Here is a 26533-nt window from a genome sequence, read left to right on the forward strand (position 1 = left end):
GCTGTGTGAGATAGTTTTCGTGGAGAAGTCTATCACTTAAATGTAGACGAATAAGGAGGGAAAATTATGGCAAAACAAAAAATCAGAATCAGATTAAAAGCTTATGATCACCGCGTAATCGATCAATCAGCAGAAAAAATTGTTGAAACAGCAAAACGTTCTGGTGCAGATGTATCTGGACCAATTCCGTTACCTACTGAAAGATCAGTTTATACTGTAATTCGTGCCGTGCATAAGTACAAAGATTCACGTGAACAGTTCGAACAACGTACACATAAACGTTTAATCGATATTGTTAACCCTACACCAAAAACAGTTGATGCTCTTATGGGCTTAAACTTACCATCTGGCGTAGACATCGAAATCAAATTATAATAGAAAAATTTAGGAGGTGGACTTTCGATGACCAAAGGAATCTTAGGAAGAAAAATCGGGATGACACAAGTTTTCGGAGAAAACGGTGATTTAATCCCAGTAACAGTAGTAGAAGCAAGCCAAAACGTTGTATTACAAAAGAAATCTGAAGAGATTGATGGTTACAACGCTATACAAGTAGGCTACGAAGATAAACGAGCTTATAAAAAAGGTAGTAAAACTAGCAAATATGCTAACAAACCAGCTGAAGGCCATGCTAAAAAAGCAGGTACAGCACCTAAGCGCTTCATTCGTGAATTCAAAAACGTTAATGTTGATGAATACGAAGTAGGTCAAGAAGTCTCAGTTAATACATTTGAAGCTGGAGACGTAATTGATGTAACGGGCGTATCTAAAGGTAAAGGTTTCCAAGGTGCCATTAAACGTCATAATCAAGCACGTGGTCCAATGTCACATGGTTCTCATTTCCATAGATCACCTGGTTCAATAGGTATGGCATCAGACGCTTCAAAAGTCTTTAAAGGACAAAAAATGCCTGGACGTATGGGTGGAGACACAGTAACAGTTCAAAACTTAGAAGTAGTTCAAGTTGATACTGAAAACAATGTAATTTTAGTTAAAGGTAATGTACCTGGACCTAAAAAAGGTTTCTTAGAAATCACTTCATCAATTAAAGGTAATAAATAATATAGAATGAAAGGAGGATATGCATAATGGCAAATTATGATGTATTAAAAGTAGATGGAACTAAATCAGGTTCAGTTGAATTAAACGATGCAGTATTTGCAATCGAACCAAACAATAGTGTTCTTTTTGAAGCAATTAATTTACAACGTGCTTCATTACGCCAAGGTACACACGCTGTTAAGAACCGTTCAGCAGTACGAGGCGGCGGAGCTAAACCATGGAGACAAAAAGGTACAGGACGTGCGCGTCAAGGTACAATCCGTGCTCCACAATGGCGTGGTGGTGGTATCGTATTCGGACCAACACCAAGAAGCTACTCATACAAAATGCCTAAGAAAATGCGTCGTTTAGCATTACGCTCAGCATTATCTTATAAAGTACAAGAAAAAGGTTTAACTGTTGTTGATACATTAAACTTAGAAGCTCCAAAAACTAAAGAGTTCAAAACTGTACTTTCAAATTTAGAACAACCTAAAAAAGTATTAGTAGTTACTGAATCAGAAGATGTAAACGTAGCATTATCTGCTCGTAATATTCCTGGTGTACAAGTTACTACAGCTCAAGGTTTAAATGTTCTAGATATCACAAGCGCTGACAGTGTAGTAATTACAGAATCAGCTGCTAAAAAAGTTGAGGAGGTGCTAGGATAATGGAAGCAAGAGACGTTCTTAAGCGCCCCGTAATCACTGAAAAATCATCTGTCGCTATGGCAGAAGATAAATACACATTCGACGTTGATACTCGTGCTAATAAAACACAAGTTAAAATCGCTGTTGAAGAAATCTTTGACGTAAAAGTTGCTAATGTAAACATCATCAACTACAAACCAAAGAAAAAACGTATGGGCCGTTACCAAGGCTATACAAACAAAAGACGCGTAGCAATTGTAAAATTAAAAGAAGGATCAATCGATCTATTCAACTAAAACATTACCAATAAGGAGGTAAACGACAATGGCTCTAAAAAAATATAAGCCAATTACTAATGGTCGTCGTAATATGACTGGTTATGATTTCTCAGAAATCACTGAAACAACTCCAGAAAAATCATTATTACAACCGCTACCGAAAAGAGCGGGACGAAATAACCAAGGTAAATTGACAGTTCGCCATCGCGGTGGAGGACATAAACGTCAATACCGTGTTATTGATTTCAAACGTAATAAAGACGGCATCAACGCTAAAGTTGATTCAATTCAATATGATCCAAACCGTTCAGCAAACATTGCATTATTAGTTTATGCTGATGGAGAAAAACGCTATATCATCGCTCCAAAAAACCTTAAAGTAGGTCAAGTATTGGAAAACGGTGAAAATGCAGATATCAAATTAGGTAATGCATTACCATTAATTAACATCCCAGTAGGTACAGTAGTACACAACATCGAGTTGAAACCTGGTAAAGGTGGACAAATCGCTCGTTCAGCTGGTGCTAGTGCACAAGTACTTGGTAAAGAAGGTAAATATGTTTTAATCAGATTAAGATCTGGTGAAGTACGTATGATTCTTTCAACTTGCCGTGCTACTATTGGTCAAGTTGGTAACATCCAACATGAACTTGTTAACGTTGGTAAAGCAGGACGTTCTAGATGGAAAGGTAAACGCCCAACAGTTCGTGGTTCTGTAATGAACCCTAACGATCACCCACACGGTGGTGGTGAAGGACGTGCACCTATCGGTATGCCATCTCCAATGTCACCTTGGGGTAAACCTACGCTTGGTAAGAAAACTCGTCGTGGTAAAAAATCTTCAGACAAACTTATCGTTCGTGGACGTAAGAAGAAAAAATAAAAATGACTTATTTGCGTGTGCGGCATGATTGCTGCACGCTCACAATAAGAAGGGAGGCGCCACTATGGCTCGTAGTATTAAAAAAGGACCTTTTGCTGACGATCATCTAAAGAAAAAAGTTGAGGCTCAAAGCGGAAGCGAGAAAAAACAAGTAATCAAAACTTGGTCACGTCGTTCAACTATTTTCCCTGATTTTATCGGACATACATTCGCAGTATATGATGGACGTAAACACGTACCTGTATTCGTAACTGAAGATATGGTTGGTCATAAATTAGGAGAATTCGCACCAACACGTACTTTTAAAGGTCATGCAGCAGATGACAAAAAAACTAGAAGATAACTTCTAACATGTAGAGGAGGAAATTCGAATGGAAGCAAAAGCGGTTGCTAAAACAATAAGAATCGCACCTCGTAAAGTTAGATTAGTATTAGATCTAATTAGAGGCAAGAGCGCTGGTGAAGCTATAGCGATTTTAAAATTAAAAAACAAAGCTTCATCACCAGTAGTTGAAAAATTATTAATGTCCGCTTTAGCAAATGCTGAACATAACTATGACATGAACACTGATGAATTAATAGTTAAAGAAGCTTATGCTAATGAAGGACCAACATTAAAACGTTTCCGTCCACGTGCACAAGGCCGTGCAAGTGCGATCAACAAACGTACAAGCCACATTACAATCGTCGTAAGTGACGGTAAAGAAGAAGCTAAAGAAGCTTAATAATCTTTTAAGGAGGGAACACTGTGGGTCAAAAAATTAATCCAATCGGACTTCGTGTTGGTATCATCCGTGATTGGGAAGCTAAATGGTATGCAGAAAAAGACTTCGCATCACTATTACACGAAGATTTAAAAATCCGTAAGTTTATTGATAACGCATTAAAAGAAGCATCAGTTTCTCAAGTTGAAATTGAGCGTGCTGCTAACCGTATCAACATCGCTATTCATACTGGTAAACCAGGTATGGTAATCGGTAAAGGCGGTTCAGAAATTGAAAAATTACGTAATAAATTGAACTCATTAACAAGCAAAAAAGTACACATCAACGTTATTGAAATCAAGAAGATTGATTTAGATGCTAAACTTGTTGCTGAAAATATCGCAGTACAATTAGAAAACCGTGCATCGTTCCGTCGTGTACAAAAACAAGCTATTACTAGAGCTATGAAAAATGGCGCTAAAGGTATCAAAACACAAGTTTCAGGTCGTTTAGGCGGAGCTGACATCGCTCGTATTGAGCAATATTCAGAAGGAACTGTTCCACTTCATACACTACGTGCTGACATTAGTTATGCACATGCAGAAGCTGACACTACTTACGGTAAATTAGGTGTCAAAGTATGGATCTATCGTGGAGAAGTTCTTCCTACTACTAAGAAGACTAGTGAAGGAGGAAAATAATAATGTTACTACCAAAACGTGTAAAATATCGCCGTCAACATCGACCTAACACAACTGGTCGTTCTAAAGGCGGTAACTATGTAACATTTGGTGAGTATGGTTTACAAGCAACTACAACTTCTTGGATCACATCTCGTCAAATCGAATCAGCTCGTATTGCAATGACACGTTTCATGAAGCGTGGCGGGAAAGTTTGGATTAAAATCTTCCCACATACACCTTACACTAAAAAACCTCTAGAAGTACGTATGGGTGCTGGTAAAGGTGCGGTTGAAGGCTGGATTGCAGTAGCAAAACCAGGTAGAATTTTATTTGAAATCGCAGGCGTTGACGAAGAAGTTGCGCGCGAAGCATTACGTTTAGCTAGTCACAAACTTCCAGTGAAAACTAAGTTTGTAAAACGTGAAGAATTGGGTGGTGAAACAAATGAAAGCTAAGGAAATTAGAGACTTAACCACTTCAGAAATCGAAGAACAAATTAAATCTTCAAAAGAAGAGCTTTTTAACCTACGCTTTCAGTTAGCAACAGGTCAATTAGAGGAAACTGCACGTATTCGCACGGTAAGAAAAACGATTGCACGTCTAAAAACTGTTGTTCGTGAAAGAGAAATTGAACAAGGTAAAGCTAATCAATAATTTAATTTAAAGAGGAGGTTACTATAGTGAGCGAAAGAAATGATCGTAAAGTTTATGTAGGTAGAGTCGTTTCCGATAAAATGGATAAAACTGTAACTGTACTTGTTGAAACATACAAAATGCACAAATTATATGGTAAACGAGTAAAATACTCTAAAAAATACAAAACTCATGATGAAAACAACTCAGCTAAATTAGGGGACACAGTTAAAATACAAGAAACACGTCCTTTATCAGCAACTAAACGTTTCCGTTTGGTAGAAATTGTTGAAGAATCAGTTATTATTTAATAAATAGTGAAGATAAAGGAGGTTTAACTCATGATCCAACAAGAAACACGATTAAAAGTAGCAGATAACTCTGGTGCACGTGAAGTTCTTACAATTAAGGTATTAGGTGGATCTGGTCGTAAAACAGCGAATATTGGTGACGTTATCGTAGTAAGTGTTAAAAATGCTACACCAGGTGGCGTTGTCAAAAAAGGTGAAGTAGTTAAAGCTGTTATCGTACGTACTAAATCAGGCGTACGTCGTAACGATGGTTCATACATCAAATTTGATGAAAATGCATGTGTCATTATTCGTGACGACAAAGGCCCACGCGGTACTCGTATCTTTGGACCAGTTGCACGCGAATTACGTGAAGGCAACTTCATGAAAATTGTATCATTAGCTCCAGAAGTACTTTAATAATACATTTATAAATATATAAATTTAAGGAGGTGCCACACATGCATATCAAAAAAGGTGACAACGTAAAAGTTATCGCAGGTAAAGACAAAGGTAAAGAAGGTAAAGTTGTTGCAACTGAACCTAAAAAAGACCGTGTCGTTGTGGAAGGTGTCAATACAATCAAAAAGCACCAAAAACCAACTCAATTTAATCCTGAAGGTGGAATCTTAGAAACAGAGGCAGCAATCCATGTTTCTAACGTACAATTATTAGATCCTAAAACGAATGAACCAACACGCGTAGGTTATAAATTCGAAGATGGCAAAAAAGTTCGTATCGCTAAAAAATCAGGCGAAGAAATCAAAACTAATAATTAATAACTAATTGAAAGGAGGATCCACTGTGAACCGTTTAAAAGAAAAATTCAACTCTGAAGTTACTCAAAACTTAGTGAAACATTTTAACTATAGTTCAGTAATGGAAGTGCCAAAAATTGATAAAATTGTAGTAAATATGGGTGTCGGTGACGCTGTACAAAATACTAAAGTATTAGATGATGCTGTAGAAGAATTACAAGCTATCACTGGTCAAAAACCATTAATCACAAAAGCTAAAAAATCTGTTGCAACATTCCGTTTACGTGAAGGTATGCCAATTGGTGCTAAAACTACTTTACGTGGCGAAAGAATGTACGACTTTTTAGACAAATTAATTTCTGTATCACTACCTCGTGTACGTGACTTCCGTGGTGTATCAAAATCTGCATTCGATGGCAGAGGTAACTACACTTTAGGCGTTAAAGAACAATTAATTTTCCCTGAAATCGACTATGACCGAGTAAGTAAAATACGAGGAATGGATATCGTTATCGTAACAACTGCTAACACTGACGAGGAAGCTCGTGAATTGTTAACACAATTCGGTATGCCATTTCAAAAATAATCTCTAAAGGAGGCTAATTAAGTGGCTAAAACTTCAATGGTTGCTAAGCAACAAAGAAAACAAAAGTTCCAAGTACGTGAATATACTCGTTGTGAACGCTGTGGTCGTCCACATTCCGTATATCGTAAATTCAAATTATGCCGTATTTGTTTCCGTGAATTAGCTTATAAAGGCCAAATCCCTGGCGTTCGTAAAGCTAGCTGGTAATAAAAAAAGTCTGAAAGGAGGCAACAATCAATGACAATCAACGATCCAATTGCAGATATGCTAACTCGTGTAAGAAACGCCAACATGGTGCGTCACGATAAATTAGAATTACCTGCTTCAAACATTAAAAAAGAAATTGCTGAAATTTTAAAAAGTGAAGGTTTCATTAAAAACGTAGAATTTGTTGAAGACGATAAACAAGGGGTTATCCGTTTATTCCTTAAATATGGTCAAAACAATGAACGTGTTATCACTGGATTAAAACGTATTTCTAAACCAGGTTTACGTGTTTATGCTAAAGCTAACGAAGTACCTAAAGTACTTAACGGTCTAGGCATTGCATTAGTTTCTACTTCAGAAGGTGTTATCACTGATAAAGAAGCAAGAAAACGTAGTATCGGTGGAGAAATCCTAGGTTACGTTTGGTAATAATAAATAACAAGGAGGTGCGATAACATGAGTCGTGTTGGTAAAAAAATTATTGACATCCCTAGTGACGTAACAGTAACTATTGAAGGCAATACAGTAACTGTTAAAGGTCCTAAAGGTGAATTATTTAAAACTATGGATGAAAGAATGACATATAAACAAGATGAAGGTACTTTAGAAGTTGTAAGACCATCTGATTCTAAAGATGATAAAACAGTACATGGTACAACTCGTACTTTAATTAATAATATGATCATCGGTGTTAAAGAAGGATACCAAAAAACATTAGAACTAGTAGGTGTAGGTTACCGTGCTCAAATGCAAGGTGAAAACTTAATCCTTAATGTTGGTTATTCACACCCAGTTGAAATTAAAGCTGATAATGGTGTTAGTTTCGCTGTTGAAAAAAATACTAAAGTTACAGTAACTGGTATTTCTAAAGAAGCAGTTGGCGCTATCGCTTCAAACATTCGTGCAACAAGACCACCAGAACCGTATAAAGGTAAAGGAATTCGTTATCAAGGAGAATTCGTTCGCCGTAAAGAAGGTAAAACTGGTAAATAATAAATAACTTTCAGAAGAAAGGAGTAATAAAATGATCAGCAAAATTGATAAAAACCAAGTGCGTTTGAAAAGACATGCTCGTGTCCGCAATAAATTGTCAGGCACAGCTGAAAAACCACGTTTAAACATCTATCGTTCAAACAAACATATTTACGCACAAGTTATCGATGATGTTAATGGCAAAACATTAGCACAAGCATCAACACAAGAAAAAGACTTAGCAAATGAAACAGGTTCAAAAGTTGAACTTTCAGCTAAAGTCGGCGAAACTGTAGCTAAAAGAGCTAGCGATAAAGGTATTAAAACAATTGTTTTTGACCGTGGAGGATATTTATACCATGGCCGTGTTAAAGCCTTAGCAGATGCAGCTCGTGAAAATGGATTAGAATTTTAATTTGAAGGAGGGACATTTACATGGCTCGTAGAGAAGAAGTGAAAGAATTTGAAGAACGCGTTGTTACAATTAACCGTGTTGCGAAAGTTGTAAAAGGTGGTCGTCGTTTCCGTTTCACTGCTTTAGTAGTGGTTGGAGATAAAAACGGTCGCGTTGGATTCGGTACTGGTAAAGCACAAGAAGTGCCAGAAGCAATCAAAAAAGCAGTAGAAGCAGCTAAGAAAGACTTAGTAGTTGTTCCACGTGTTGAAGGTACTACACCTCACATTATTAATGGTCGTTTCAGTTCAGGTAATGTTTTAATGAAACCAGCTGCACCAGGTACTGGTGTTATTGCAGGTGGCCCTGTTCGTGCGGTATTAGAATTAGCTGGTATCACTGATATCTTAAGTAAATCTTTAGGATCAAATACACCAATCAACATGGTTCGTGCAACAATTAATGGATTAAAAAACCTTAAAAATGCTGAAGAAGTTGCGAAATTACGTGGCAAATCAGTAGAAGAATTATACAATTAAGGAGGGAAAATAAGTTATGGCTAAAGTACAAATTACCCTCACTCGTAGTGTTATAGGTCGTCCAGAAACACAACGTAAAACTGTTGAAGCTCTAGGTTTGAAAAAAACGAACTCTTCAGTAGTTGTTGAAGATAACCCTGCTATTCGTGGGCAAATCAACAAAATAAGTCACTTAGTGACAGTAGAAGAAAAATAATTAAGGAGGTGCCGAAATGAAATTACATGAGCTAAAACCGTCAGAAGGTTCTCGTAAAGTACGTAACCGTGTTGGACGTGGTGCAGCTACTGGTAACGGTAAGACTAGTGGTCGCGGACAAAAGGGCCAAAAATCACGTTCAGGTGGTAGTGTAAGACCAGGTTTCGAAGGTGGTCAATTACCATTATTCCGTCGTTTACCAAAACGAGGTTTTACTAACATTAACCGTAAGGAATATGCTATTGTTAACTTAGACCAACTTAATAAATTTGAGGATGGTACTGAAGTAACTCCTGCTTTATTAGTAGAATCTGGTGTAGTTAAGAACGAAAAATCTGGTATTAAAGTACTAGGTAAAGGTTCACTAGACAAAAAGTTAACTGTGAAAGCTAACAAATTCTCTGCGTCTGCAGTAGATGCTATTGATGCAAAAGGCGGAGCACACGAGGTGATCTAATGTTTCAAACGCTTGTGAGCTTCTTTAAAACTAAAGAAGTTCGTAACAAGATCTTTTTTACTCTCGCAATGTTAGTTATTTTTAAGATAGGTACTTATATTCCAGCGCCTGGTGTAAATCCAGCTGCTTTTGACAGTAGAGAAGGGTCTCAAGGTGTCACTGATCTGTTAAATACATTTGGTGGCGGAGCCTTGCAGAATTTCTCAATCTTTGCCATGGGTATAATGCCTTACATTACTGCATCAATTGTGATGCAGCTATTACAAATGGATATTGTTCCGAAGTTTTCTGAGTGGGCAAAACAAGGTGATGCAGGTAGGAAAAAACTTACTAACATAACACGTTATTTTGCTATTATACTTGCATTTATCCAATCAATTGGTATGGCGTTCCAATTTAATAATTATCTAAAGGGTCAATTGATCATTGATCAATCAATCCTTAGTTATTTATTAATTGCTGTTGTATTAACAGCAGGTACTGCATTCTTAATTTGGATGGGTGACCAAATCACTCAATTCGGTGTTGGTAATGGTATTTCAATCATCATCTTTGGTGGTATTTTATCATCACTACCTTCAGCATTAATTCAGTTCTATCAACAGTCATTCGTAGGTCAAGATGATACTACAATGGCATGGTTAAAAGTACTAGGATTAATTATTGGAATGATACTGTTAACAGTCGGTGCAATATTTGTATTACAAGCTATTCGTAAAATTCCAATTCAATATGCGAAAAAGCAATCAACACAACGATTAGGTTCACAAGCAACATATTTACCTTTGAAAGTTAACGCTGCTGGGGTTATCCCGGTTATCTTTGCAATGGCATTCTTCTTGTTACCTAGAACATTAACATTGTTCTTCCCTGACGCTAGTTGGGCGCAGAAGATTTCAGACGTGGCAAATCCATCGAGTAATATCGGTATGATTGTTTATGTGGTGCTTATCATTGCATTCACATACTTCTATGCATTTGTTCAAGTCAATCCTGGAAAGATGTCAGATAATCTCAAGAAACAAGGAAGTTATGTTCCAGGTATTAGACCTGGTGAACAAACAAAAAAATATATTACTGGAGTTCTCTATCGTTTAACATTTGTAGGGTCAATATTCTTAGCTGTAATTGCGATTCTTCCAATCATTGCTACTAAAGTAATGAGCTTGCCTCAATCTATTCAACTTGGTGGTACTAGCTTACTTATCGTAATTGGTGTAGCAATTGAAACAATGAAGAGTCTTGAAGCTCAAGTGACTCAGAAAGATTATAGAGGCTTTGGTGGTAGATAAATTGTAGGAGGGCACTTATGAATATCATTTTAATGGGTTTACCTGGTGCAGGTAAAGGAACTCAAGCGAGTGAAATTGTAAAGAAATTCCCAATTCCACACATATCTACTGGAGACATGTTCAGAAAAGCGATTAAAGATGGAACAGATTTAGGCAAAGAAGCTAAATCATTCATGGATCGTGGAGAATTAGTCCCTGATGAAGTAACTGTGGGCATCGTTAAAGATAGAATTTCTGAAGACGATGCAAAAAAAGGATTCTTACTAGATGGCTTTCCTCGTACTATTGAACAAGCTGAAGCATTAAATGAAATTATGCAAGAATTAGATAGAAAAATTGATGCTGTTATCAATATAGAGGTAGCTGAAGAAGAATTAATGAACCGCCTAACTGGTCGTAGAATCTGCGAAAAATGCGGAACAACTTATCATCTTGTATTCAATCCTCCTAAAGTTGAAGGAATTTGTGATCTTGATGGTGGTAAATTATACCAACGTGAAGATGACAACCCAGAAACAGTTGCAAATCGTTTAAATGTCAATGTTAAACAGTCTAAACCTATCTTAGAATTCTATGATAATAAAAAAGTATTAAAAAACATTGATGGTTCAAGAGATATTAAAGTCGTTACTGAAGACGTTATCGATATCTTAGAAAACTTAAAATAATATCAACTTGTACGGTCTATGGAATGTCAAAAGTATAATTGAATAAGAGTGACAATGCGATATAGTAATTCATTTTAATTTTGTTAAACTTATTAACAACACTAATAGACTCGTATGGTTAGAGTTGATTGTTGACGATAACCAACTATTGCAAAAAGGGGGAAGTTAATAAATGGCTAAACAAGATGTTATTGAATTAGAAGGTACTGTGTTAGATACTTTACCAAATGCAATGTTTAAAGTAGAATTAGAAAATGGTCATGAGATTTTAGCTCACGTAAGTGGTAAAATCAGAATGAATTATATTCGTATTCTGCCTGGCGACAAAGTAACTGTAGAAATGTCTCCGTACGATTTAACGCGCGGAAGAATTACGTATCGTTATAAGTAATCGTCACTCCATAATATAGGGAGGTATTAAAATGAAAGTAAGACCATCAGTAAAACCAATTTGCGAAAAATGTAAAGTCATTAAACGTAAAGGTAAAGTAATGGTAATTTGTAGCAACCCAAAACATAAACAAAGACAAGGCTAATAAAGAGAGGTGTAAATAATTATGGCACGTATTGCAGGAGTAGATATTCCACGTGAAAAACGTATTGTTATTTCATTAACTTATGTATATGGTATCGGTACTACGACAGCGAATAAAATTGCTGAAGAAGCTAACGTTTCACCAGACACACGCGTTAACGAATTAACTGATGATGAATTAGGTCGTATCCGTGAAGTAGTAGATAGCTATAAAGTAGAAGGTGACTTACGTCGTGAGCAAAACTTAAACATTAAACGTTTAATGGAAATCTCATCATACCGTGGTATCCGTCACCGTCGTGGCTTACCAGTACGCGGACAAAAGACTAAGAACAATGCTCGTACTCGTAAAGGCCCAGTTAAAACTGTAGCTAACAAGAAAAAATAATAGGTAAAGGAGGCAAAATTTAAATGGCACGTAAACAAGTATCTCGTAAACGTAGAGTGAAAAAGAATATTGAAAATGGTGTGGCTCATATCCGTTCAACATTCAATAATACAATCGTAACAATTACTGATGAATTTGGTAATGCGTTATCATGGTCATCAGCAGGTGCACTTGGATTCAAAGGATCAAAAAAATCAACTCCATTCGCAGCTCAAATGGCATCAGAAACTGCTGCTAAATCAGCTATGGAACATGGTTTGAAATCTGTTGAAGTCACTGTAAAAGGCCCAGGTCCTGGTCGTGAATCAGCTATCCGTGCATTACAATCAGCTGGATTAGATGTAACTGCAATCCGTGACGTTACTCCAGTTCCACATAATGGTTGTCGTCCACCAAAACGTCGTCGCGTATAATTTTATTGTTATTGTCGCAGGTCACTGAGAAATTACAGTACAAATCAAGTCGACGTAATCAAGGAGGATATTTGTAAATGATTGAAATCGAAAAACCTAGAATTGAAACAATTGAAATTAGTGATGATGCTAAATTCGGTAAGTTCGTTGTTGAACCACTAGAACGTGGCTACGGTACTACACTAGGAAACTCCTTACGTCGTATCCTACTATCTTCATTACCAGGTGCAGCCGTTAAATACATTGAAATCGAAGGCGTATTACATGAATTCTCAGCTATAGATAATGTTGTTGAAGATGTTTCTGCAATTATTATGAACATCAAAAAACTAGCATTAAAAATCTATTCTGAAGAAGAAAAAACTTTGGAAATCGATGTTAAAGATGAAGGCGAAGTAACTGCAAGTGACATTACTCATGATAGTGATGTAGAGATACTGAATCCTGAAATTAAAATTGCAACAGTTTCTAAGGGTGGACATTTAAAAATCCGTCTAGTTGCTAATAAAGGTAGAGGCTACGCATTAGCAGAACAAAATAACACTAGTGATTTACCAATTGGTGTAATTCCAGTTGATTCATTATATTCACCTGTAGAACGTGTTAACTATACTGTAGAAAACACGCGCGTAGGTCAAAGTAGTGATTTTGATAAATTAACGTTAGATGTTTGGACTAATGGTTCTATAACGCCACAAGAGTCTGTTTCATTAGCTGCAAAAATCTTAACTGAACATTTGAATATCTTTGTTGGATTAACTGATGAAGCACAAAATGCTGAAATCATGATTGAAAAAGAAGAAGATCAAAAAGAAAAAGTTCTTGAAATGTCAATTGAAGAATTAGATTTATCTGTACGTTCTTACAACTGTTTAAAACGCGCAGGTATCAACTCTGTACAAGAGTTAGCTGATAAATCAGAAGCTGACATGATGAAAGTCCGTAATTTAGGTCGCAAATCTTTAGAAGAAGTTAAATATAAACTTGAAGATTTAGGTTTAGGCTTAAGAAAAGAAGATTAATATAAAGGAGGTTAACTCATGGGTTACAGAAAATTAGGTCGTACTTCTGATCAACGTAAGGCTATGTTACGCGATTTAGCTACTTCACTTATCGTTAGTGAACGTGTTGAAACTACAGAAGCACGTGCAAAAGAACTACGTAGTGTTGTTGAAAAATTAATCACTTTAGGTAAAAAAGGAGATTTAGCTTCTCGTCGTCAAGCTGCTAAAACTTTGCGCAATGTTGAAATCTTAAATGATGATGAATCAATTCAAACTGCACTACAAAAATTATTCGGTGAAGTTGCTGAACGTTATACAGAACGTCAAGGCGGTTACACTCGTATTCTTAAAGTAGGCCCTCGTCGCGGTGACGGAGCTGAATCAGTAATTATCGAATTAGTTTAATTTAAATATACGTACTACTATGTATAAAGCAAATGAGTGCAACGATAATGTTTGCCACATACAAATATTGTCTAGCTCAGAGTACCCCATCAAACTTAATAAACTTTAAAGCGTGAACTCAAAAATATGATGGGGTGCGCGCTTTTTTTTATGCCCCCTTAATTCCATAGGAATTAAGGGGGCATAATGCATTTGTTTTACAAAATTGGACATCTAATTCTTTGTTTCCCAAATAATTTAGATGTGCACCTACGCTAAAGTGCATATATAGGAAGAACTAATTTAATTGAAGTCTAAAAGCACTTTTTTATAGCAGTGTTTCTTTAGACTTTACTAGTGCTTCTTTAGAAAGTTTGATGTAAAATAGGATGAGTATACAACAATGATTAAAATAAATTTTGGGAGGCAATTGATATGAAAGCGCAGAATAATATTATTACATTTAATCATGTTTCATTTAAATATAATAGTGATGAACGATTTGCGTTAAATGACGTATCTTTTGAGATTCCAAAAGGAAAATGGACATCAATCGTAGGCCATAATGGCTCAGGTAAGTCTACTATCGCTAAATTAATGATAGGCATAGAGTCACCATTTGATGGTGATATTTACTTGCGAAATAGATTAGTTAGCGAAGACAATTTGAGTTACTTAAGACAACACATAGGTATTGTGTTCCAAAATCCTGAAAATCAATTTGTCGGCTCTACAGTCGAATATGATGTTGCATTTGGTTTAGAAAATAATGGTGTTACATACGAAAGTATGCAAATAATTGTGCCTGAAGCATTAACTGACGTAGAAATGTTAGATAGAGCTACATACGAACCACAATCTCTCTCAGGAGGGCAAAAACAACGTGTTGCAATTGCAGGGGTTCTTGCTTTGAATACAGATATTATTATATTAGACGAAGCTACATCTATGTTAGATCCTGCTGGTAGAAATGAGTTGCTTTCATTGATTCATCGTTTAAAAGATGAAAAAGATGTTACGATTGTTTCAATTACACATGATTTGTCAGAGGCAGTAGAAGCTGACCATGTAGTGGTATTAAATGAAGGTACTGTATATCAAACGGGATTACCACAAGAAATTTTTAGTGATGGTAATGAACTCACACAGATTGGTTTAGATCTTCCATTTTCGATGCGAATGAATCAGCAGTTATTAGGTTTCACTGATTACATAACTTATGAAGGGTTGGTAAGAAAATTATGACAGTTCATTTTAACCAAGTTAGTTATGTATATCAAAATGGTACACCGTTTGAACATCTCGCGTTGGAAGACATTGTCACGACATTTGAACAAGGGAAATACTATGCTGTGATCGGACAAACTGGTTCTGGTAAATCTACATTGATTCAACATTTTAATGGACTTTTAAAGCCCTCTACTGGTGCGTTAGAAGTAGATGATATAACAGTCACCCATAAGACTAAAGATAAGTTTTTAAAGCAAGTACGTAAAAGAGTAGGGGTTGTATTTCAATTTCCGGAGTCACAACTATTCGAAGATTCAGTTGAAAGAGAGATTCTTTTTGGTCCTCAAAACTTTAATATGCCTCTGAACGAGGTGAAAGAACGTGCATTTCGATTACTATTAGAATTTGGTTTTAACAGGGATATACTACAGCAGTCTCCTTTTCAGATGTCAGGTGGTCAAATGAGAAAGATCGCAATTACATCAATATTGGCAATGGATCCAGATATTGTTATTTTAGATGAGCCTACTGCGGGTCTTGATCCAAAAAGTAGAAAACAAATCATGGAATTAATAAAAAAACTTCAAGTAGAACAACAAAAAACAATCATCCTTGTAACTCATGAAATGAACGATGTGGCAAAATATGTAGATGAAGTTAAAATTATGAATGATGGTAAACTTATTGAATCATGTACGCCACGTAAGCTATTTAGTGATACGAATTATGTGAATCAAATGCATTTAGATGTGCCCAATATCGTGAAACTGCAAAGAGATATTGAAGATAAACATCAATATTATTTCAATAAAATCGCATTAACTGAAGCAGAATTTATTGAAATGTATAAGGAGTGGCAACAAAATGCGAGATAAATTTATCATAGGTCGCTATCTTCCGTTAGATACAATAATCCATCGTTTGGACCCACGTTCAAAATTGATATTTGTCTTCTTCTTTATTGTATTAATCTTTTTTGCACATTCGTTCGCTACTTATTTTTGGTTGTTTCTATTAATTTTAATTTTCATGAAATTAGCCCATATCAAATTATGGTTTTTAGTAAAAGGATTGACGCCGATTTGGATATTTCTAATATTTACCTTTCTGATGCATTTATTTCTAACCAAAGGTGGCACAAGAATATTTGAGCTTTCATTCATCTCCATTGATACACATGGTATTTTAGAAGGTATTTATATTGTTTTGAGGCTAATGTTTATCATTATGATTTCAACGATATTAACGTTAACTACTAGTCCAATTGACTTAACAGATGCATTTGAAAGACTATTATCACCATTGAAACTAGTAAAGATACCTGTGCATCTATTGAGCATGATGATGTCAATCGCATTACGATTTATTCCAACACTAATGAATGAGTTAGATAAAATTATTTTAGCCCAAAAATCTCGCGGCTCAGAAATAAGCTCTGGAGGATTGGTTAATCGAGTTAAGGCATTTATTCCATTATTGATTCCATTGTTTATTTCTGCGTTTCAAAGAGCAGAAGATTTAGCTATTGCAATGGAAGTAAGAGGTTACGACACTAAAAAACAACGTACGAGTTATCGCAAGTTGCAATGGCAGCGGACAGATGTTTTAGTGCTCGCATTGTTAATTCCCATAGCAGTGTTATTATTTGTTTTAAAATTTATAGGAGTGTAATGCATGATGCGCGTTTTAGTAAATATTTCATACCAAGGAAGTCAGTTTCTTGGTTTTCAAATACAACAAAATGGTAGAACAGTACAGCAACAGTTTGAGAAAATACTTAAAAGAATGCATAAACGCCATGTGCGAATTCATCCAAGTAGTAGAACAGATAGAGGTGTCCATGCGCTAGAGCAATATTTTCATTTTGACACAGAATTGAATATCGCTGCGCCACAATGGAAGTACGTAATGAACCGTGCTTTGCCTGATGATATTTGTGTGAATGATGTAACGATTGTCGACGATGATTTTCATTGTAGATATGATTGTGTCGGAAAGTCTTATCGTTATAAAGTTTATCAATCTGAGCATAAGGATCCTTTCCAATGTGGTTTAAAAACATATATTGCTGATTCATTGGATATTGAAAAAATGAATAGGGCAGCCCAATTATTTGTAGGAACACATGATTTTACGGGATTTTGTTCACAAAAAACAGAAGTAGAGAATAAAGTTCGTACATTGTATGAAAGTCGTATTAAAATTACAGAAAATGGTCTAGATTATATTGTCACAGGGTCAGGATTCCTATATAATATGGTACGTGTGCTTATGGCGTTTCTGATAGAAGTTGGAAAAGGAAAGCGTAATCCAGAAGAGGTACCTGAACTATTAATGACGAAAGATCGTAATCAAGTTCCGTATACTGCACCAGCAGAAGGATTATATTTAGAGCGAATTTATTTGACATCTTCAGCGTTAATCAATGACTTTGGTAGTGATATAAAAATACATCAAAAAAAATCATCATAAAATGATTAAATAAGATTGACAAAACGACTTAAAAATTATACGATTACTAACGGTATTGTTTTATATCACCCACGATAAGCCCCGGAATCTTATTGTGTAACAAGATATAGAAGCACGTAGAACAAGAACAAAAAAATTAACAAAATAAATGACATCTAAACTTAAAAGTAATAACTATTAAACAAGAAACATTTATTTATTCTAGGAGGACAATTATATGCGTCAAACATTTATGGCTAATGAATCAAACATTGAGCGCAAATGGTATGTTATTGATGCTGAAGATAAAACACTTGGTCGTTTATCATCAGAGGTAGCAACTATTTTACGCGGTAAAAATAAAGCAACTTATACACCACACGTTGATACAGGTGATTATGTGATTATCGTCAACGCTTCAAAAATACATTTTACAGGTAACAAAGAACAAGATAAAATGTATTACCGTCACTCAAACCACCCAGGCGGAATCAAATCAATTTCTGCTGGTGAGTTAAAAGCTAAGAACCCAGAACGTTTACTTGAAAATTCAATTAAAGGTATGCTACCAAGCACGCGTTTAGGCGAAAAACAAGGTAAAAAATTATTTGTATATGGTGGCGCTGAACATCCACACGCTGCACAACAACCAGAAAACTACGAGTTACGTGGTTAATTAAAAGGAGGAAATTACATTGGCACAAGTTGAATATAGAGGCACAGGCCGTCGTAAAAACTCAGTAGCACGTGTACGTTTAGTACCAGGTGAAGGTAACATTACTGTTAATGGCAGCGATGTACGTAGCTACTTACCATTTGAATCATTAATTTTAGACATAAACCAACCGTTTGAGGTTACAGAAACTAAAGGTAACTATGATGTTTTAGTTAACGTTCATGGCGGTGGATTTACTGGACAAGCTCAAGCAATCCGTCATGGTATTGCTCGTGCATTATTAGAAGCAGATCCTGAATACAGAGGTTCTTTAAAACGCGCTGGATTACTTACTCGTGATCCTCGTATGAAAGAACGTAAAAAACCAGGTCTTAAAAAAGCTCGTCGTTCACCACAGTTCTCAAAACGTTAATATTATTACTGCAACTGTTGCGAACTTGTTCGTTGTCAGATACAGTACGAAAATTAGTGTAGACACTTTGTGTTCGATATTAAAAAGCACTTTCCAATTATATTGGAGAGTGCTTTTTTTGTATTACAAAATAAAATTTTATTTTAAAACGTTAAGTATGATAAGATATTGGGTAATTAAAGAAAATAACTCTATAATATAAGGCGTGATTGCATGGAATATAAAAAGAATTCTCGTAATTTTTACACAGTACTACTTATCATTTTGCTCGTTGCCTTATTAAGTGTAGTTATTTTAGTAATTAAATATTATGGAAATAACGAACATCCTGTCAGAAGTGATTCCGAGGAAGCGATACCTACATTTTACCTTCATGGATATAAAGGCTCAGCTGATTCAGGGAATTTTCTAGTAAATTCAGCTATTAAGTCAGGTGCATCAAAAGAGGTTATTCAAGCCTATGTTTCATCTGATGGAAAGGTGACATTCGATGGAAATTTAACGAGTAAATCAAAATATCCAATTATTAAAATTAAGTTAGAAGATAATAATAATGAAAATGTAGAAAAAAATGCGAAATGGATAAGAAATGCCATCGTTGCAACGAACTATCAATATAACTTTGAAAAATTTAATTTTGTCGCGCATTCTATGAGTAATAAATCATTTAGCTACTATATGTTAAATTATGGAGACGATGAACAACTACCTACTTTAAATAAAGTGGTAAATTTAGCAGGTAACTTTAATGGTGAGGTAGATGTAGATGGCAAAAAATTAAATATTGAATTAGGTAAAAATGGTAAACCTGATAAAATGATGAATGATTATAAAGAATTACGAGCTATGAAACATAAATATCCTGATAACGTAAATGTATTAAATATATATGGAGACATAGAAGATGGCACTGATTCAGATGGTAGGGTGACTAATGTATCTTCAAGGTCATTAAAATATTTATTAGGTGACAACGTAAAATCATATGATGAATTTAAAGTGCATGGACCTAATGCAGAGCATGGAAAACTAGCAAATAATAAAAAAGTGCAAGATAAAATAAATGGATTCTTATGGGATAAGGATCTGTAGATTAAAATATTATGCAAAAAAGCAACATATCAGTCAATAAAATAAATTGAGTGATATGTTGCTTTTATTATTATTCTGTCATATTTTCTTTAGCGATTAACTTTAACAGTGTTTTACGGTGTGTCTCACCAAAAACATGTGGTTGAATCATGATTTCGTCAGCGCTAAATCTTAAAGCAACATCATTTAATTTTTTCATAACATCAGTAGGTAAACCTGAAATAACTCTATTTTGATTATGATTCATTTTGTCTTCTTCCCGTTTTGAGAGCTGTCGATGCATTGCAAATTCAATTGAAGGATAAAATTCAGGCTGATCCAAATAACTAATGCGCACTAACCATAAATGAAATGCACGCTCTAATTGAGTGATTAGTGATTGGTGTTCCGCAGTAATCACAAACGTAGAAATAATTACATAAGATTCACTTTGAGGATGAAATTGTTTAAATAAGTCTCGATAATGATTAATAACATTTTCAGTATTGTGGTTAGCTTGGCCCATAAGCGCAATCACGAAAGGTAACCCCTTTTCTGCAGCAATCGCAGCACTTTGTTTACTCATACCTAATATATACATACTTGGCTTAGTAGTGATTAATGGTGTTGCTTGTAAACCTTTAAAACGATGATTATGATTAGTGTCATCATTAAAATAATGCATTAAATCATTAATTTGTGTTTTATAACTTATAGTCTTTGTTTTAGTTTCATTTAAAGCATGATTTACATTTTTAAAGCTAGGGGAACGCCCTGTGCCTAAATCGACACGCCCAGGGTGGCGCGCTTCCATTAATTTCAATTGTTCTGCAATTTTATATGCACTATAATGAGGCAGCATAATACCGCCACTTCCAATATGAATGGAAGATGTTTGTTCTAAAAGCGACATCATAACCATTTCAGGCGCACTAGAGGCTACAGAGAATACTTGATGATGCTCTGCAACCCAATAGCGATAAAAGCCTAATGACTCAGCTAATTGAGCTAATTCAACAGTATGATTCAAAGCTTGTGTCGCGTTGCGCCCTTCAAAAATTGGAACGTAGTCTAAAATACTTAGCTTCACATAAATATCTCCTTACTAGTTTATATCAGTTTGTACATGAATTTAACATAAGCATAACATGACTATATAGAGCTGAATAAGCGATTTGATTGATTGCACGGTTGTATCACTATAAAATGAAAGAAAATAGAGAATGGAGGCAATATAATGAATACAGAACAAATCGTATTAGCTAAGAGACCTGAAGGTGTTCCTTCAGACAAGGTATTTAAATATGAATCTGTTGAAATAGATGTGCCAAAAAAAGATGAAATTCAAGTAGAAGCGTTATATATATCAGTAGATCCGTATATGCGCGGGCGTATGGATGATAGTGATTCTTATATCAAACCATTCCAAATTGATGAACCTTTGTCAGGCCATGTTGTTGGTAAGGTCATTAAATCAGAAGCAGATGGTTTTGAAAAAGGTGATATTGTTACCGGTCAATTTCCTTGGCAAAAATTAAGCAATGTTCCAGCAAAGCATGCCTTTAAAGTATCTAACACAGATGTTCCGCTACATTTATATTTAAGTGTATTAGGTATGCCAGGACAAACAGCGTATCACGGTTTATTAAAAATTGGACAACCCCAAGAAGGTGAAACAGTTGTTGTATCTGCTGCTTCTGGCGCAGTGGGTTCTGTGGTAGGACAAATTGCTAAATTAAAAGGTGCTTATGTCGTAGGCATTGCAGGTGGCTCTGAAAAAACAACATATTTAACAGAAACATTAGGTTTTGATAAGGGCGTGGATTATAAGTCAGATGATTTTGCAGAACAATTTGCTAAAGCAGTACCAAATGGCGTAGATGTATATTACGAAAACGTAGGTGGATCAATTGCTGATGAAGTAATGAAACACTTAAATCAATTTGCCAGAATCCCTGTTTGTGGAGCAATTTCAGGTTACAATGACGCAACGATTGAACATGGACCACGTATTCAACCAACGCTCATAAAATCACAAGCATTAATGAAAGGATTTATCGTAGCAAATTATGCAGATGATTTCGCAAACGCGAGTAAAGAACTTGCACAATGGGTCCAAGAAGACAAAATAAAAACAAAAACGTCAGTCATGAATGGGTTTGAAAACATACCAGAGGCATTTAGAAACTTATTTACTGGCGATAACTTTGGCAAACAAGTTGTACAGGTGTCAGACAATATCTAAACATAAAAGGAGATATGTAATATGAAAGCAATAGGTGCAGATACTCGTTTTAATCTAGATGAAGGAAATCAGTTTTATGAATTTGAAATTGAACAACCTGAACCAACACAATATGAGCTCTTAGTACGTGTACAAGCTGTTAGCGTTAATCCTGTAGATACGAAAATAAGACAGTCACCTATTGATAAGCCACCACGAGTGCTAGGTTTTGATGCTGTCGGTGTGGTAGAAGCGGTAGGTGAAGAGATTAATCATTTTAAAGTTGGGGATGAAGTATTTTATTCCGGTTCTCCTGCATATCAAGGTTCTAATCAAGAATACCAACTTGTTGACGAGCGCCTTGTTGCTAAAAAACCTAAGAATATAACTGTTACTGAAGCTGCAAGTTTACCCCTAACAGGACTAACTGCATCAGAGACGTTATTCGATGTATTTAAAATTTCACATAATCCAGAAGATAATAAAGGTAAATCCATTTTAATTATCAATGGCGCAGGTGGCGTAGGAAGTATTGCAACGCAAATAGCTAAACACCATGGTTTACATGTCATTACAACCGCTTCACGAGAAGAAACGTTTAATTGGTCTAAGGGCATGGGTGCAGATATTGTGTTAAATCATAAAAATGATTTAGCTAAAGAGTTTGAAAAATATGAAATAAGCGAAGTTGATTACATTTTCTGCACATTTGATACCGACCAATACTATGAAAAAATGATCGAACTCGTTAAACCAAGAGGTATCATTGCAACCATTGTCGCATTTAAAAATAAACAAGATTTAAATCTATTAAAGCCTAAAAGTATTACATTTACGCATGAATATATGTATTCAAGACCACTACATGAAACTGAAGATATGACATTACATCGTGACTATTTAACGGATATATCTGAAAAAATAGAAGCGGGCGTGTATCAACCTACCTTAAATGAAGTAATAGATGGTTTAACAGCAAATAGCCTGTTTGATGCACATATGAAACTTGAAAATCAAAATATGATTGGTAAATTAGTGATAAAACTTAAACAAGAATCATAACTTATAAGTATGAAATTCTATCAAGTCACTGTGATATGAAGTTAAAGTCAATATGCTAGAAAGCCTTCCAAGTAATTACCGAATTGGTGAATACTTGGAAGGTTTTTAAATATGTAATTTTATTATAATTACATATTTAATAAATTGAATTATAGTGTTTAAATAAGAGTTTAATAATCCTTAAAAGTGGTTACAAATATGGAATATATTAAGTATGATAGGGTATGTATCTTACATAAAGCAAAGGGAGAGTGTAATTTTGTTATGCATTTTAAAAAAATGACAGCAGTATTTTGGGTGGCATTAGCTATTTGTACGGTATTTGTGCTCTATGGCGCAATATTACCGAAACAATTAGAATCAGTTACTCAATCTATCACAAATTTTATAGCAGTTAATTTTGGTTGGTATTATTTATTACTTGTATTAGTCATATTAATTGTATGTATTTATCTATTATTTTCTAGATATTCATCTATTACATTGGGTGAAGAAGGCGAAGACCCTGAATTTTCATTAAAATCATGGTTCGCAATGTTATTTAGTGCAGGTATGGGTATTGGTTTAGTCTTTTGGACAACTTCTGAACCAATCAGTCATGCATTTACTTTAACCCCATTACATAAAGCAGGAACGCAAACTGCAATTAATGATGCGATGCAATTTTCATTTTTTCATTGGGGTGTGCATGCATGGGCTGTATACGGTATCGTGGGACTTGTTTTTGCGTACTTTAATTTCCACAAAGGTTACCCAGGGCTAGTCAGTGCTACGTTAATACCTATTTTAGGCAGTAAAATGATGAAAGGTCCTATCGGTGGGGCGATAGATGTCCTTGCAATTATTGCTACTGTAACAGGTGTTGCTGCAACACTTGGTTTTGGTGCGTTACAAATCAATGAAGGATTGAATTTCTTATTTGAAATACCTTCTAATTTTGGGACTCAAGTTATAATCATTATTATAGCAACCTTATTATTTACTTGGTCGGCTTGGTCAGGTATTGATAAAGGTATTAAGAGCTTAAGTAATATTAATATGGCGTTAGCTTTCCTTGTATTACTCTTATTGTTCTGTGTAGGACCTACACTAACGATATTAAATACGTTTACCAATTCATTAGGAGATTATATTGCTAATTTCTTTAATATGAGTTTACGTATACCGCAATCAGGTGGCGAAAAATTCCAATGGTTACAACAATGGACAATCTTCTATTGGGCTTGGTGGATTTCATGGGCACCATTTGTTGGAATCTTTATCGCCCGTGTGTCTCGTGGTAGAACGATTAAAGAATTTATATTAGGTGTATTATTTGTACCGGCGCTTGTATGTTTCATATTTTTCGCAGTATTTGGCGCATCAGCAATTTACTTACAACAAAACGGTATTTCGAATATCGCGAAAGAGGCAACTGAAACAGCGACCTTTGCTACGTTGGAACATTTTCCATTAGGATTTGTATTGAGTATTATTACGCTGATAGTCATTATGATTTTCTTTGTAACATCAGCCGACTCAGCAACGTATGTATTAGGTATGTTGAGTTCTAAAGGTAGTATTAATCCTTCTGGTTTAGTCAAAGTAAGTTGGGGAATTATTTTAGCATTATTTGCGATGATTATGATTTATACAGGTGGAACGCAATCGATTCAAAACCTGTTAATTATTGCAGCATTACCATTCTCCATTGTCATTATAATAATGATATGGTCACTCTTTAAATCATTAGCAATAGAAAAGCCGAGACCTAGCAATAAACTACTTGTCACGGATAATCAACTTTTACAATATCGTAAAGCAAATCAAGATGATTCAGAATCGCAAGACGATAAAGAGATAGAAAAAACTGAAAATCAGAAAAAAAATAACTAGAGTAAACTTATTTTGCCATAGAAAATATATATAAAATACAATAAAAATGTTTCTAAGATTTTTTTAAGGGGTATTAGTCATATATAACAAGTACATAATCTAGAAGCATAGGAGGTGGCATACGAGGTGAAGCGACTTAAAAATTTCATATTAGGACTTTTAATTGTAGTAATCGTTGGTGTTTTACTGTTTATGTATATCAAAGATTCTAGAATTACTCAGTATCAAGATTACTTAGCACAGTTTAATTGGTTTCAACCGACCTTAATAGCTTTAGCATCGTTACTTATTTTAATTGGCCTGATACTAGTATTCAGCTTGTTTAAACCTACGTATAGAAAACCCGGACTTTACAAAGATTTCAATGATGGTCATATTTATGTATCGAGAAAAGCAATTGAAAAATCAGCATACGATACACTTGTACAATATGATCAAATTCGTCAACCGAACGTGATTGCAAAATTGTATAACAAGAAAAAGAAATCACATATTGCTTTGAAAGCAGATTTCTTTGTACCAGGTGATGTTCAAGTTAAATCATTAACGGAAGAAATTAGAAATGACATTAAGCAGAACGTAGAACACTTTACTGAATTACCAGTATCAAAACTAGAGGTCAACGTTAAAGATCAAAAAACCTCAGGCAAACGTGTGTTGTAAGGGAGGGTTATCATGACTAATAATAATCACCAAAATGGACAAGATTCTACACAAGAAGTTGTTGATTTCTTAAAAGTATTTAAATGGAGAATCATTGGATTCTTAGCATTCTTGATTATCGCAATATTATTCTTAACACTAGGTTTCTGGAGTACAATATTAATCTTAGTACTATGTTTGATTGGAATTGCAATCGGGTATACTAAAGACCGTAAGCAAGACTTTTTAAATTTCTTAAATCGATGGAGCTAGTATTTCCAAAGATTGAAAATGACTTAAAATTAAATTTTTAAAAATTGAGAAGACAAAGGAGATTTTAATATGGCAGTAGATAATAACAAAGCAAAACAAGCATATAACAATCAAACTGGAGTTAATGAACAAGAAGTACAAAAGCAACAAGAACAACAAAAACAAGAACAAGAACCGCAATTTTCAAATAAATTATCATTTTCTGATGAAGTAATTGAAAAAATTGCAGGCATCGCAGCGCGTGAAGTAAGTGGTATTTTAGAAATGAAAGGCGGATTCGTCGATAGTCTTTCTAACTCATTCGGAAGCAACGAGAACGTTTCACGAGGCGTAAGCGTTGAAGTTGGAGAAAAACAAGCAGCTGTTGATTTGAAAGTAATATTAGAATACGGTGAATCAGCACCTAAAATCTTCCGTAAAGTAACTGACTTAGTTAAAGAACAAGTTAAATATATTACTGGTCTTGACGTAGTTGAAGTTAACATGCGCGTTGAAGATGTAATGACTAAAAAAGAATGGTCTCAAAAAAATGAAAAAAGCCAAAGCTCAAATAACGAGGAAAAAGGCTTACAATAATTAATTGAGCATCAAACTAAATAAAAACCGCTAAAGTAATTTGCTTTAGCGGTTTTAAAATGTAGACAAACCAATTGCTATAAAAG

43 protein-coding genes are annotated in these 26533 nt (G+C 35.0%); 42 read left to right on the plus strand and 1 reads right to left on the minus strand.

Going from position 1 to position 26533, the window contains the following annotated elements; genetic code table 11:
• Positions 1-66: 66 nt before the first annotated feature.
• The 36 genes from rpsJ (at position 67) to M4L39_RS09415 (ending at position 19816) form a co-directional block, all read left to right on the plus strand.
• Positions 67-375 (plus strand): 30S ribosomal protein S10, encoded by a 309-nt coding sequence (rpsJ, locus tag M4L39_RS09240; protein WP_002482611.1) that lies wholly within the window; start codon positions 67-69, stop codon positions 373-375.
• 27 nt (positions 376-402) lie between these two features.
• The gene (gene rplC / locus M4L39_RS09245; RefSeq protein ID WP_021338403.1) at positions 403-1062 is read left to right on the plus strand and encodes a 50S ribosomal protein L3; all 660 of its coding nucleotides are present in this window, start codon (positions 403-405) and stop codon (positions 1060-1062) included.
• 26 nt (positions 1063-1088) lie between these two features.
• Complete coding sequence (rplD, locus tag M4L39_RS09250) at positions 1089-1712, plus strand: 50S ribosomal protein L4 (protein ID WP_002506965.1); 624 nt, start codon at positions 1089-1091, stop codon at positions 1710-1712.
• Positions 1712-1987 carry a 50S ribosomal protein L23 gene (gene rplW, locus M4L39_RS09255; protein WP_002506966.1) on the plus strand — a complete coding sequence of 92 codons (276 nt, stop codon included), beginning with the start codon at positions 1712-1714 and terminating at the stop codon, positions 1985-1987. Before rplD ends, rplW begins: the two co-directional genes overlap by 1 nt.
• A gap of 28 nt (positions 1988-2015) precedes the next feature.
• Positions 2016-2852 carry a 50S ribosomal protein L2 gene (gene rplB / locus M4L39_RS09260; protein ID WP_064783527.1) on the plus strand — a complete coding sequence of 279 codons (837 nt, stop codon included), beginning with the start codon at positions 2016-2018 and terminating at the stop codon, positions 2850-2852.
• A gap of 64 nt (positions 2853-2916) precedes the next feature.
• Positions 2917-3195 carry a 30S ribosomal protein S19 gene (gene rpsS / locus M4L39_RS09265; RefSeq protein ID WP_002482616.1) on the plus strand — a complete coding sequence of 93 codons (279 nt, stop codon included), beginning with the start codon at positions 2917-2919 and terminating at the stop codon, positions 3193-3195.
• Positions 3196-3223: 28 nt separating this feature from the next.
• Complete coding sequence (gene rplV, locus M4L39_RS09270) at positions 3224-3577, plus strand: 50S ribosomal protein L22 (RefSeq protein WP_002482617.1); 354 nt, start codon at positions 3224-3226, stop codon at positions 3575-3577.
• A 23-nt stretch (positions 3578-3600) separates the two neighbouring features.
• On the plus strand, positions 3601-4257 hold the full coding sequence (gene rpsC / locus M4L39_RS09275) for a 30S ribosomal protein S3 (RefSeq protein ID WP_277581760.1): 657 nt from the start codon (positions 3601-3603) through the stop codon (positions 4255-4257).
• A gap of 2 nt (positions 4258-4259) precedes the next feature.
• Positions 4260-4694 carry a 50S ribosomal protein L16 gene (rplP, locus tag M4L39_RS09280; protein ID WP_277581761.1) on the plus strand — a complete coding sequence of 145 codons (435 nt, stop codon included), beginning with the start codon at positions 4260-4262 and terminating at the stop codon, positions 4692-4694.
• Positions 4684-4893, plus strand: coding sequence for a 50S ribosomal protein L29 (gene rpmC / locus M4L39_RS09285; protein WP_002506970.1), 210 nt, complete (start codon positions 4684-4686; stop codon positions 4891-4893). The genes rplP and rpmC overlap by 11 nt, the downstream gene beginning before the upstream one ends.
• Before the next feature lie 26 nt (positions 4894-4919).
• On the plus strand, positions 4920-5183 hold the full coding sequence (gene rpsQ, locus M4L39_RS09290) for a 30S ribosomal protein S17 (RefSeq protein ID WP_002506971.1): 264 nt from the start codon (positions 4920-4922) through the stop codon (positions 5181-5183).
• Between the two features lie 30 nt (positions 5184-5213).
• Positions 5214-5582: a 50S ribosomal protein L14 gene (rplN, locus tag M4L39_RS09295; protein WP_002506972.1), complete on the plus strand. Its 369-nt coding sequence runs from the start codon at positions 5214-5216 to the stop codon at positions 5580-5582.
• 41 nt (positions 5583-5623) lie between these two features.
• Positions 5624-5941: a 50S ribosomal protein L24 gene (gene rplX / locus M4L39_RS09300; protein WP_002506973.1), complete on the plus strand. Its 318-nt coding sequence runs from the start codon at positions 5624-5626 to the stop codon at positions 5939-5941.
• A 25-nt stretch (positions 5942-5966) separates the two neighbouring features.
• Positions 5967-6506 (plus strand): 50S ribosomal protein L5, encoded by a 540-nt coding sequence (gene rplE, locus M4L39_RS09305; RefSeq protein WP_277581762.1) that lies wholly within the window; start codon positions 5967-5969, stop codon positions 6504-6506.
• Positions 6507-6527: 21 nt separating this feature from the next.
• Positions 6528-6713, plus strand: a complete 186-nt coding sequence (locus M4L39_RS09310; protein ID WP_057513157.1) for a type Z 30S ribosomal protein S14 — start codon at positions 6528-6530, stop codon at positions 6711-6713.
• Between the two features lie 30 nt (positions 6714-6743).
• Positions 6744-7142 (plus strand): 30S ribosomal protein S8, encoded by a 399-nt coding sequence (rpsH, locus tag M4L39_RS09315; RefSeq protein WP_277581763.1) that lies wholly within the window; start codon positions 6744-6746, stop codon positions 7140-7142.
• A 27-nt stretch (positions 7143-7169) separates the two neighbouring features.
• Positions 7170-7706 (plus strand): 50S ribosomal protein L6, encoded by a 537-nt coding sequence (gene rplF / locus M4L39_RS09320; RefSeq protein WP_277581764.1) that lies wholly within the window; start codon positions 7170-7172, stop codon positions 7704-7706.
• Between the two features lie 31 nt (positions 7707-7737).
• Positions 7738-8100, plus strand: a complete 363-nt coding sequence (rplR, locus tag M4L39_RS09325) for a 50S ribosomal protein L18 (RefSeq protein WP_002506977.1) — start codon at positions 7738-7740, stop codon at positions 8098-8100.
• Positions 8101-8120: 20 nt separating this feature from the next.
• A complete protein-coding gene (rpsE, locus tag M4L39_RS09330; RefSeq protein ID WP_002506978.1) occupies positions 8121-8618 on the plus strand; it encodes a 30S ribosomal protein S5 in 498 nt (165 codons plus the stop codon).
• A gap of 16 nt (positions 8619-8634) precedes the next feature.
• Positions 8635-8814 (plus strand): 50S ribosomal protein L30, encoded by a 180-nt coding sequence (gene rpmD, locus M4L39_RS09335; protein ID WP_021338399.1) that lies wholly within the window; start codon positions 8635-8637, stop codon positions 8812-8814.
• 16 nt (positions 8815-8830) lie between these two features.
• Positions 8831-9271, plus strand: coding sequence for a 50S ribosomal protein L15 (rplO, locus tag M4L39_RS09340; protein WP_046465814.1), 441 nt, complete (start codon positions 8831-8833; stop codon positions 9269-9271).
• Positions 9271-10563, plus strand: a complete 1293-nt coding sequence (gene secY / locus M4L39_RS09345; protein ID WP_277581765.1) for a preprotein translocase subunit SecY — start codon at positions 9271-9273, stop codon at positions 10561-10563. The genes rplO and secY overlap by 1 nt, the downstream gene beginning before the upstream one ends.
• Before the next feature lie 17 nt (positions 10564-10580).
• Positions 10581-11231 carry an adenylate kinase gene (locus M4L39_RS09350; RefSeq protein ID WP_002506982.1) on the plus strand — a complete coding sequence of 217 codons (651 nt, stop codon included), beginning with the start codon at positions 10581-10583 and terminating at the stop codon, positions 11229-11231.
• Between the two features lie 172 nt (positions 11232-11403).
• A complete protein-coding gene (gene infA, locus M4L39_RS09355; RefSeq protein WP_001118443.1) occupies positions 11404-11622 on the plus strand; it encodes a translation initiation factor IF-1 in 219 nt (72 codons plus the stop codon).
• A gap of 31 nt (positions 11623-11653) precedes the next feature.
• Positions 11654-11767, plus strand: coding sequence for a 50S ribosomal protein L36 (rpmJ, locus tag M4L39_RS09360; protein ID WP_002482634.1), 114 nt, complete (start codon positions 11654-11656; stop codon positions 11765-11767).
• A 21-nt stretch (positions 11768-11788) separates the two neighbouring features.
• A complete protein-coding gene (gene rpsM, locus M4L39_RS09365) occupies positions 11789-12154 on the plus strand; it encodes a 30S ribosomal protein S13 (RefSeq protein WP_002506983.1) in 366 nt (121 codons plus the stop codon).
• A 23-nt stretch (positions 12155-12177) separates the two neighbouring features.
• A complete protein-coding gene (rpsK, locus tag M4L39_RS09370; RefSeq protein WP_002506984.1) occupies positions 12178-12567 on the plus strand; it encodes a 30S ribosomal protein S11 in 390 nt (129 codons plus the stop codon).
• A 77-nt stretch (positions 12568-12644) separates the two neighbouring features.
• Positions 12645-13589 (plus strand): DNA-directed RNA polymerase subunit alpha, encoded by a 945-nt coding sequence (locus tag M4L39_RS09375; RefSeq protein WP_002506985.1) that lies wholly within the window; start codon positions 12645-12647, stop codon positions 13587-13589.
• 18 nt (positions 13590-13607) lie between these two features.
• Complete coding sequence (gene rplQ / locus M4L39_RS09380) at positions 13608-13976, plus strand: 50S ribosomal protein L17 (RefSeq protein ID WP_002506986.1); 369 nt, start codon at positions 13608-13610, stop codon at positions 13974-13976.
• A 414-nt stretch (positions 13977-14390) separates the two neighbouring features.
• The gene (locus M4L39_RS09385) at positions 14391-15200 is read left to right on the plus strand and encodes an energy-coupling factor transporter ATPase (protein WP_277581766.1); all 810 of its coding nucleotides are present in this window, start codon (positions 14391-14393) and stop codon (positions 15198-15200) included.
• Positions 15197-16060, plus strand: a complete 864-nt coding sequence (locus tag M4L39_RS09390; protein WP_277581767.1) for an energy-coupling factor transporter ATPase — start codon at positions 15197-15199, stop codon at positions 16058-16060. The genes M4L39_RS09385 and M4L39_RS09390 overlap by 4 nt, the downstream gene beginning before the upstream one ends.
• Positions 16050-16856 carry an energy-coupling factor transporter transmembrane component T family protein gene (locus M4L39_RS09395; protein ID WP_277581768.1) on the plus strand — a complete coding sequence of 269 codons (807 nt, stop codon included), beginning with the start codon at positions 16050-16052 and terminating at the stop codon, positions 16854-16856. The genes M4L39_RS09390 and M4L39_RS09395 overlap by 11 nt, the downstream gene beginning before the upstream one ends.
• Positions 16857-16862: 6 nt before the next feature.
• Positions 16863-17657: a tRNA pseudouridine(38-40) synthase TruA gene (gene truA, locus M4L39_RS09400; RefSeq protein ID WP_277581781.1), complete on the plus strand. Its 795-nt coding sequence runs from the start codon at positions 16863-16865 to the stop codon at positions 17655-17657.
• 217 nt (positions 17658-17874) lie between these two features.
• Positions 17875-18312, plus strand: coding sequence for a 50S ribosomal protein L13 (gene rplM, locus M4L39_RS09405; protein WP_277581769.1), 438 nt, complete (start codon positions 17875-17877; stop codon positions 18310-18312).
• A gap of 19 nt (positions 18313-18331) precedes the next feature.
• On the plus strand, positions 18332-18724 hold the full coding sequence (gene rpsI, locus M4L39_RS09410) for a 30S ribosomal protein S9 (protein WP_277581770.1): 393 nt from the start codon (positions 18332-18334) through the stop codon (positions 18722-18724).
• A gap of 213 nt (positions 18725-18937) precedes the next feature.
• On the plus strand, positions 18938-19816 hold the full coding sequence (locus tag M4L39_RS09415) for an alpha/beta hydrolase (protein ID WP_277581771.1): 879 nt from the start codon (positions 18938-18940) through the stop codon (positions 19814-19816).
• A 70-nt stretch (positions 19817-19886) separates the two neighbouring features.
• Here the strand turns inward: M4L39_RS09415 and M4L39_RS09420 are convergent, their stop codons facing one another.
• Positions 19887-20885, minus strand: coding sequence for an LLM class flavin-dependent oxidoreductase (locus M4L39_RS09420; protein WP_277581772.1), 999 nt, complete (start codon positions 20883-20885; stop codon positions 19887-19889).
• A gap of 147 nt (positions 20886-21032) precedes the next feature.
• Here M4L39_RS09420 and M4L39_RS09425 point away from each other — a divergent pair, with 147 nt between their 5' ends.
• The 6 genes from M4L39_RS09425 (at position 21033) to M4L39_RS09450 (ending at position 26447) form a co-directional block, all read left to right on the plus strand.
• Entirely contained in the window at positions 21033-22040 is a 1008-nt protein-coding gene (locus M4L39_RS09425) for an NADP-dependent oxidoreductase (protein WP_277581773.1), read from the plus strand.
• 21 nt (positions 22041-22061) lie between these two features.
• Positions 22062-23081, plus strand: a complete 1020-nt coding sequence (locus M4L39_RS09430; protein ID WP_277581774.1) for a zinc-binding alcohol dehydrogenase family protein — start codon at positions 22062-22064, stop codon at positions 23079-23081.
• 264 nt (positions 23082-23345) lie between these two features.
• The gene (locus M4L39_RS09435; RefSeq protein ID WP_277581775.1) at positions 23346-24956 is read left to right on the plus strand and encodes a BCCT family transporter; all 1611 of its coding nucleotides are present in this window, start codon (positions 23346-23348) and stop codon (positions 24954-24956) included.
• Between the two features lie 126 nt (positions 24957-25082).
• Entirely contained in the window at positions 25083-25619 is a 537-nt protein-coding gene (gene amaP, locus M4L39_RS09440; protein ID WP_277581776.1) for an alkaline shock response membrane anchor protein AmaP, read from the plus strand.
• Positions 25620-25631: 12 nt separating this feature from the next.
• A complete protein-coding gene (locus tag M4L39_RS09445; RefSeq protein ID WP_002506999.1) occupies positions 25632-25871 on the plus strand; it encodes a DUF2273 domain-containing protein in 240 nt (79 codons plus the stop codon).
• Between the two features lie 69 nt (positions 25872-25940).
• Positions 25941-26447 (plus strand): Asp23/Gls24 family envelope stress response protein, encoded by a 507-nt coding sequence (locus tag M4L39_RS09450; protein WP_277581777.1) that lies wholly within the window; start codon positions 25941-25943, stop codon positions 26445-26447.
• Positions 26448-26533: the final 86 nt, after the last annotated feature.

Source organism: Staphylococcus equorum (assembly GCF_029531845.1).
Taxonomy (GTDB): Bacteria; Bacillota; Bacilli; order Staphylococcales; family Staphylococcaceae; genus Staphylococcus; species Staphylococcus equorum_C.

Excerpts from the sequence above, each read along its gene's own strand:
- rplR (WP_002506977.1), top strand. The coding sequence starts at position 7,738 with ATGATCAGCAAAATTGATAAAAACCAAGTGCGTTTGAAAAGACATGCT.
- rplW (WP_002506966.1), top strand. The coding sequence starts at position 1,712 with ATGGAAGCAAGAGACGTTCTTAAGCGCCCCGTAATCACTGAAAAATCA.
- rpsH (WP_277581763.1), top strand. The coding sequence starts at position 6,744 with ATGACAATCAACGATCCAATTGCAGATATGCTAACTCGTGTAAGAAAC.
- rplD (WP_002506965.1), top strand. The coding sequence starts at position 1,089 with ATGGCAAATTATGATGTATTAAAAGTAGATGGAACTAAATCAGGTTCA.
- rpsE (WP_002506978.1), top strand. The coding sequence starts at position 8,121 with ATGGCTCGTAGAGAAGAAGTGAAAGAATTTGAAGAACGCGTTGTTACA.
- M4L39_RS09425 (WP_277581773.1), top strand. The coding sequence starts at position 21,033 with ATGAATACAGAACAAATCGTATTAGCTAAGAGACCTGAAGGTGTTCCT.
- M4L39_RS09450 (WP_277581777.1), top strand. The coding sequence starts at position 25,941 with ATGGCAGTAGATAATAACAAAGCAAAACAAGCATATAACAATCAAACT.
- rplO (WP_046465814.1), top strand. The coding sequence starts at position 8,831 with ATGAAATTACATGAGCTAAAACCGTCAGAAGGTTCTCGTAAAGTACGT.
- rpsJ (WP_002482611.1), top strand. The coding sequence starts at position 67 with ATGGCAAAACAAAAAATCAGAATCAGATTAAAAGCTTATGATCACCGC.
- M4L39_RS09385 (WP_277581766.1), top strand. The coding sequence starts at position 14,391 with ATGAAAGCGCAGAATAATATTATTACATTTAATCATGTTTCATTTAAA.
- rplC (WP_021338403.1), top strand. The coding sequence starts at position 403 with ATGACCAAAGGAATCTTAGGAAGAAAAATCGGGATGACACAAGTTTTC.
- secY (WP_277581765.1), top strand. The coding sequence starts at position 9,271 with ATGTTTCAAACGCTTGTGAGCTTCTTTAAAACTAAAGAAGTTCGTAAC.
- rpmD (WP_021338399.1), top strand. The coding sequence starts at position 8,635 with ATGGCTAAAGTACAAATTACCCTCACTCGTAGTGTTATAGGTCGTCCA.
- M4L39_RS09415 (WP_277581771.1), top strand. The coding sequence starts at position 18,938 with ATGGAATATAAAAAGAATTCTCGTAATTTTTACACAGTACTACTTATC.
- rplQ (WP_002506986.1), top strand. The coding sequence starts at position 13,608 with ATGGGTTACAGAAAATTAGGTCGTACTTCTGATCAACGTAAGGCTATG.
- M4L39_RS09430 (WP_277581774.1), top strand. The coding sequence starts at position 22,062 with ATGAAAGCAATAGGTGCAGATACTCGTTTTAATCTAGATGAAGGAAAT.
- rplN (WP_002506972.1), top strand. The coding sequence starts at position 5,214 with ATGATCCAACAAGAAACACGATTAAAAGTAGCAGATAACTCTGGTGCA.
- rpsM (WP_002506983.1), top strand. The coding sequence starts at position 11,789 with ATGGCACGTATTGCAGGAGTAGATATTCCACGTGAAAAACGTATTGTT.
- rpsK (WP_002506984.1), top strand. The coding sequence starts at position 12,178 with ATGGCACGTAAACAAGTATCTCGTAAACGTAGAGTGAAAAAGAATATT.
- M4L39_RS09350 (WP_002506982.1), top strand. The coding sequence starts at position 10,581 with ATGAATATCATTTTAATGGGTTTACCTGGTGCAGGTAAAGGAACTCAA.
- rplF (WP_277581764.1), top strand. The coding sequence starts at position 7,170 with ATGAGTCGTGTTGGTAAAAAAATTATTGACATCCCTAGTGACGTAACA.
- rplP (WP_277581761.1), top strand. The coding sequence starts at position 4,260 with ATGTTACTACCAAAACGTGTAAAATATCGCCGTCAACATCGACCTAAC.
- M4L39_RS09395 (WP_277581768.1), top strand. The coding sequence starts at position 16,050 with ATGCGAGATAAATTTATCATAGGTCGCTATCTTCCGTTAGATACAATA.
- M4L39_RS09445 (WP_002506999.1), top strand. The coding sequence starts at position 25,632 with ATGACTAATAATAATCACCAAAATGGACAAGATTCTACACAAGAAGTT.
- rplX (WP_002506973.1), top strand. The coding sequence starts at position 5,624 with ATGCATATCAAAAAAGGTGACAACGTAAAAGTTATCGCAGGTAAAGAC.
- M4L39_RS09375 (WP_002506985.1), top strand. The coding sequence starts at position 12,645 with ATGATTGAAATCGAAAAACCTAGAATTGAAACAATTGAAATTAGTGAT.
- rplB (WP_064783527.1), top strand. The coding sequence starts at position 2,016 with ATGGCTCTAAAAAAATATAAGCCAATTACTAATGGTCGTCGTAATATG.
- rpsS (WP_002482616.1), top strand. The coding sequence starts at position 2,917 with ATGGCTCGTAGTATTAAAAAAGGACCTTTTGCTGACGATCATCTAAAG.
- truA (WP_277581781.1), top strand. The coding sequence starts at position 16,863 with ATGCGCGTTTTAGTAAATATTTCATACCAAGGAAGTCAGTTTCTTGGT.
- infA (WP_001118443.1), top strand. The coding sequence starts at position 11,404 with ATGGCTAAACAAGATGTTATTGAATTAGAAGGTACTGTGTTAGATACT.
- rplM (WP_277581769.1), top strand. The coding sequence starts at position 17,875 with ATGCGTCAAACATTTATGGCTAATGAATCAAACATTGAGCGCAAATGG.
- M4L39_RS09390 (WP_277581767.1), top strand. The coding sequence starts at position 15,197 with ATGACAGTTCATTTTAACCAAGTTAGTTATGTATATCAAAATGGTACA.
- rpmJ (WP_002482634.1), top strand. The coding sequence starts at position 11,654 with ATGAAAGTAAGACCATCAGTAAAACCAATTTGCGAAAAATGTAAAGTC.
- rpmC (WP_002506970.1), top strand. The coding sequence starts at position 4,684 with ATGAAAGCTAAGGAAATTAGAGACTTAACCACTTCAGAAATCGAAGAA.
- M4L39_RS09435 (WP_277581775.1), top strand. The coding sequence starts at position 23,346 with ATGCATTTTAAAAAAATGACAGCAGTATTTTGGGTGGCATTAGCTATT.
- rplV (WP_002482617.1), top strand. The coding sequence starts at position 3,224 with ATGGAAGCAAAAGCGGTTGCTAAAACAATAAGAATCGCACCTCGTAAA.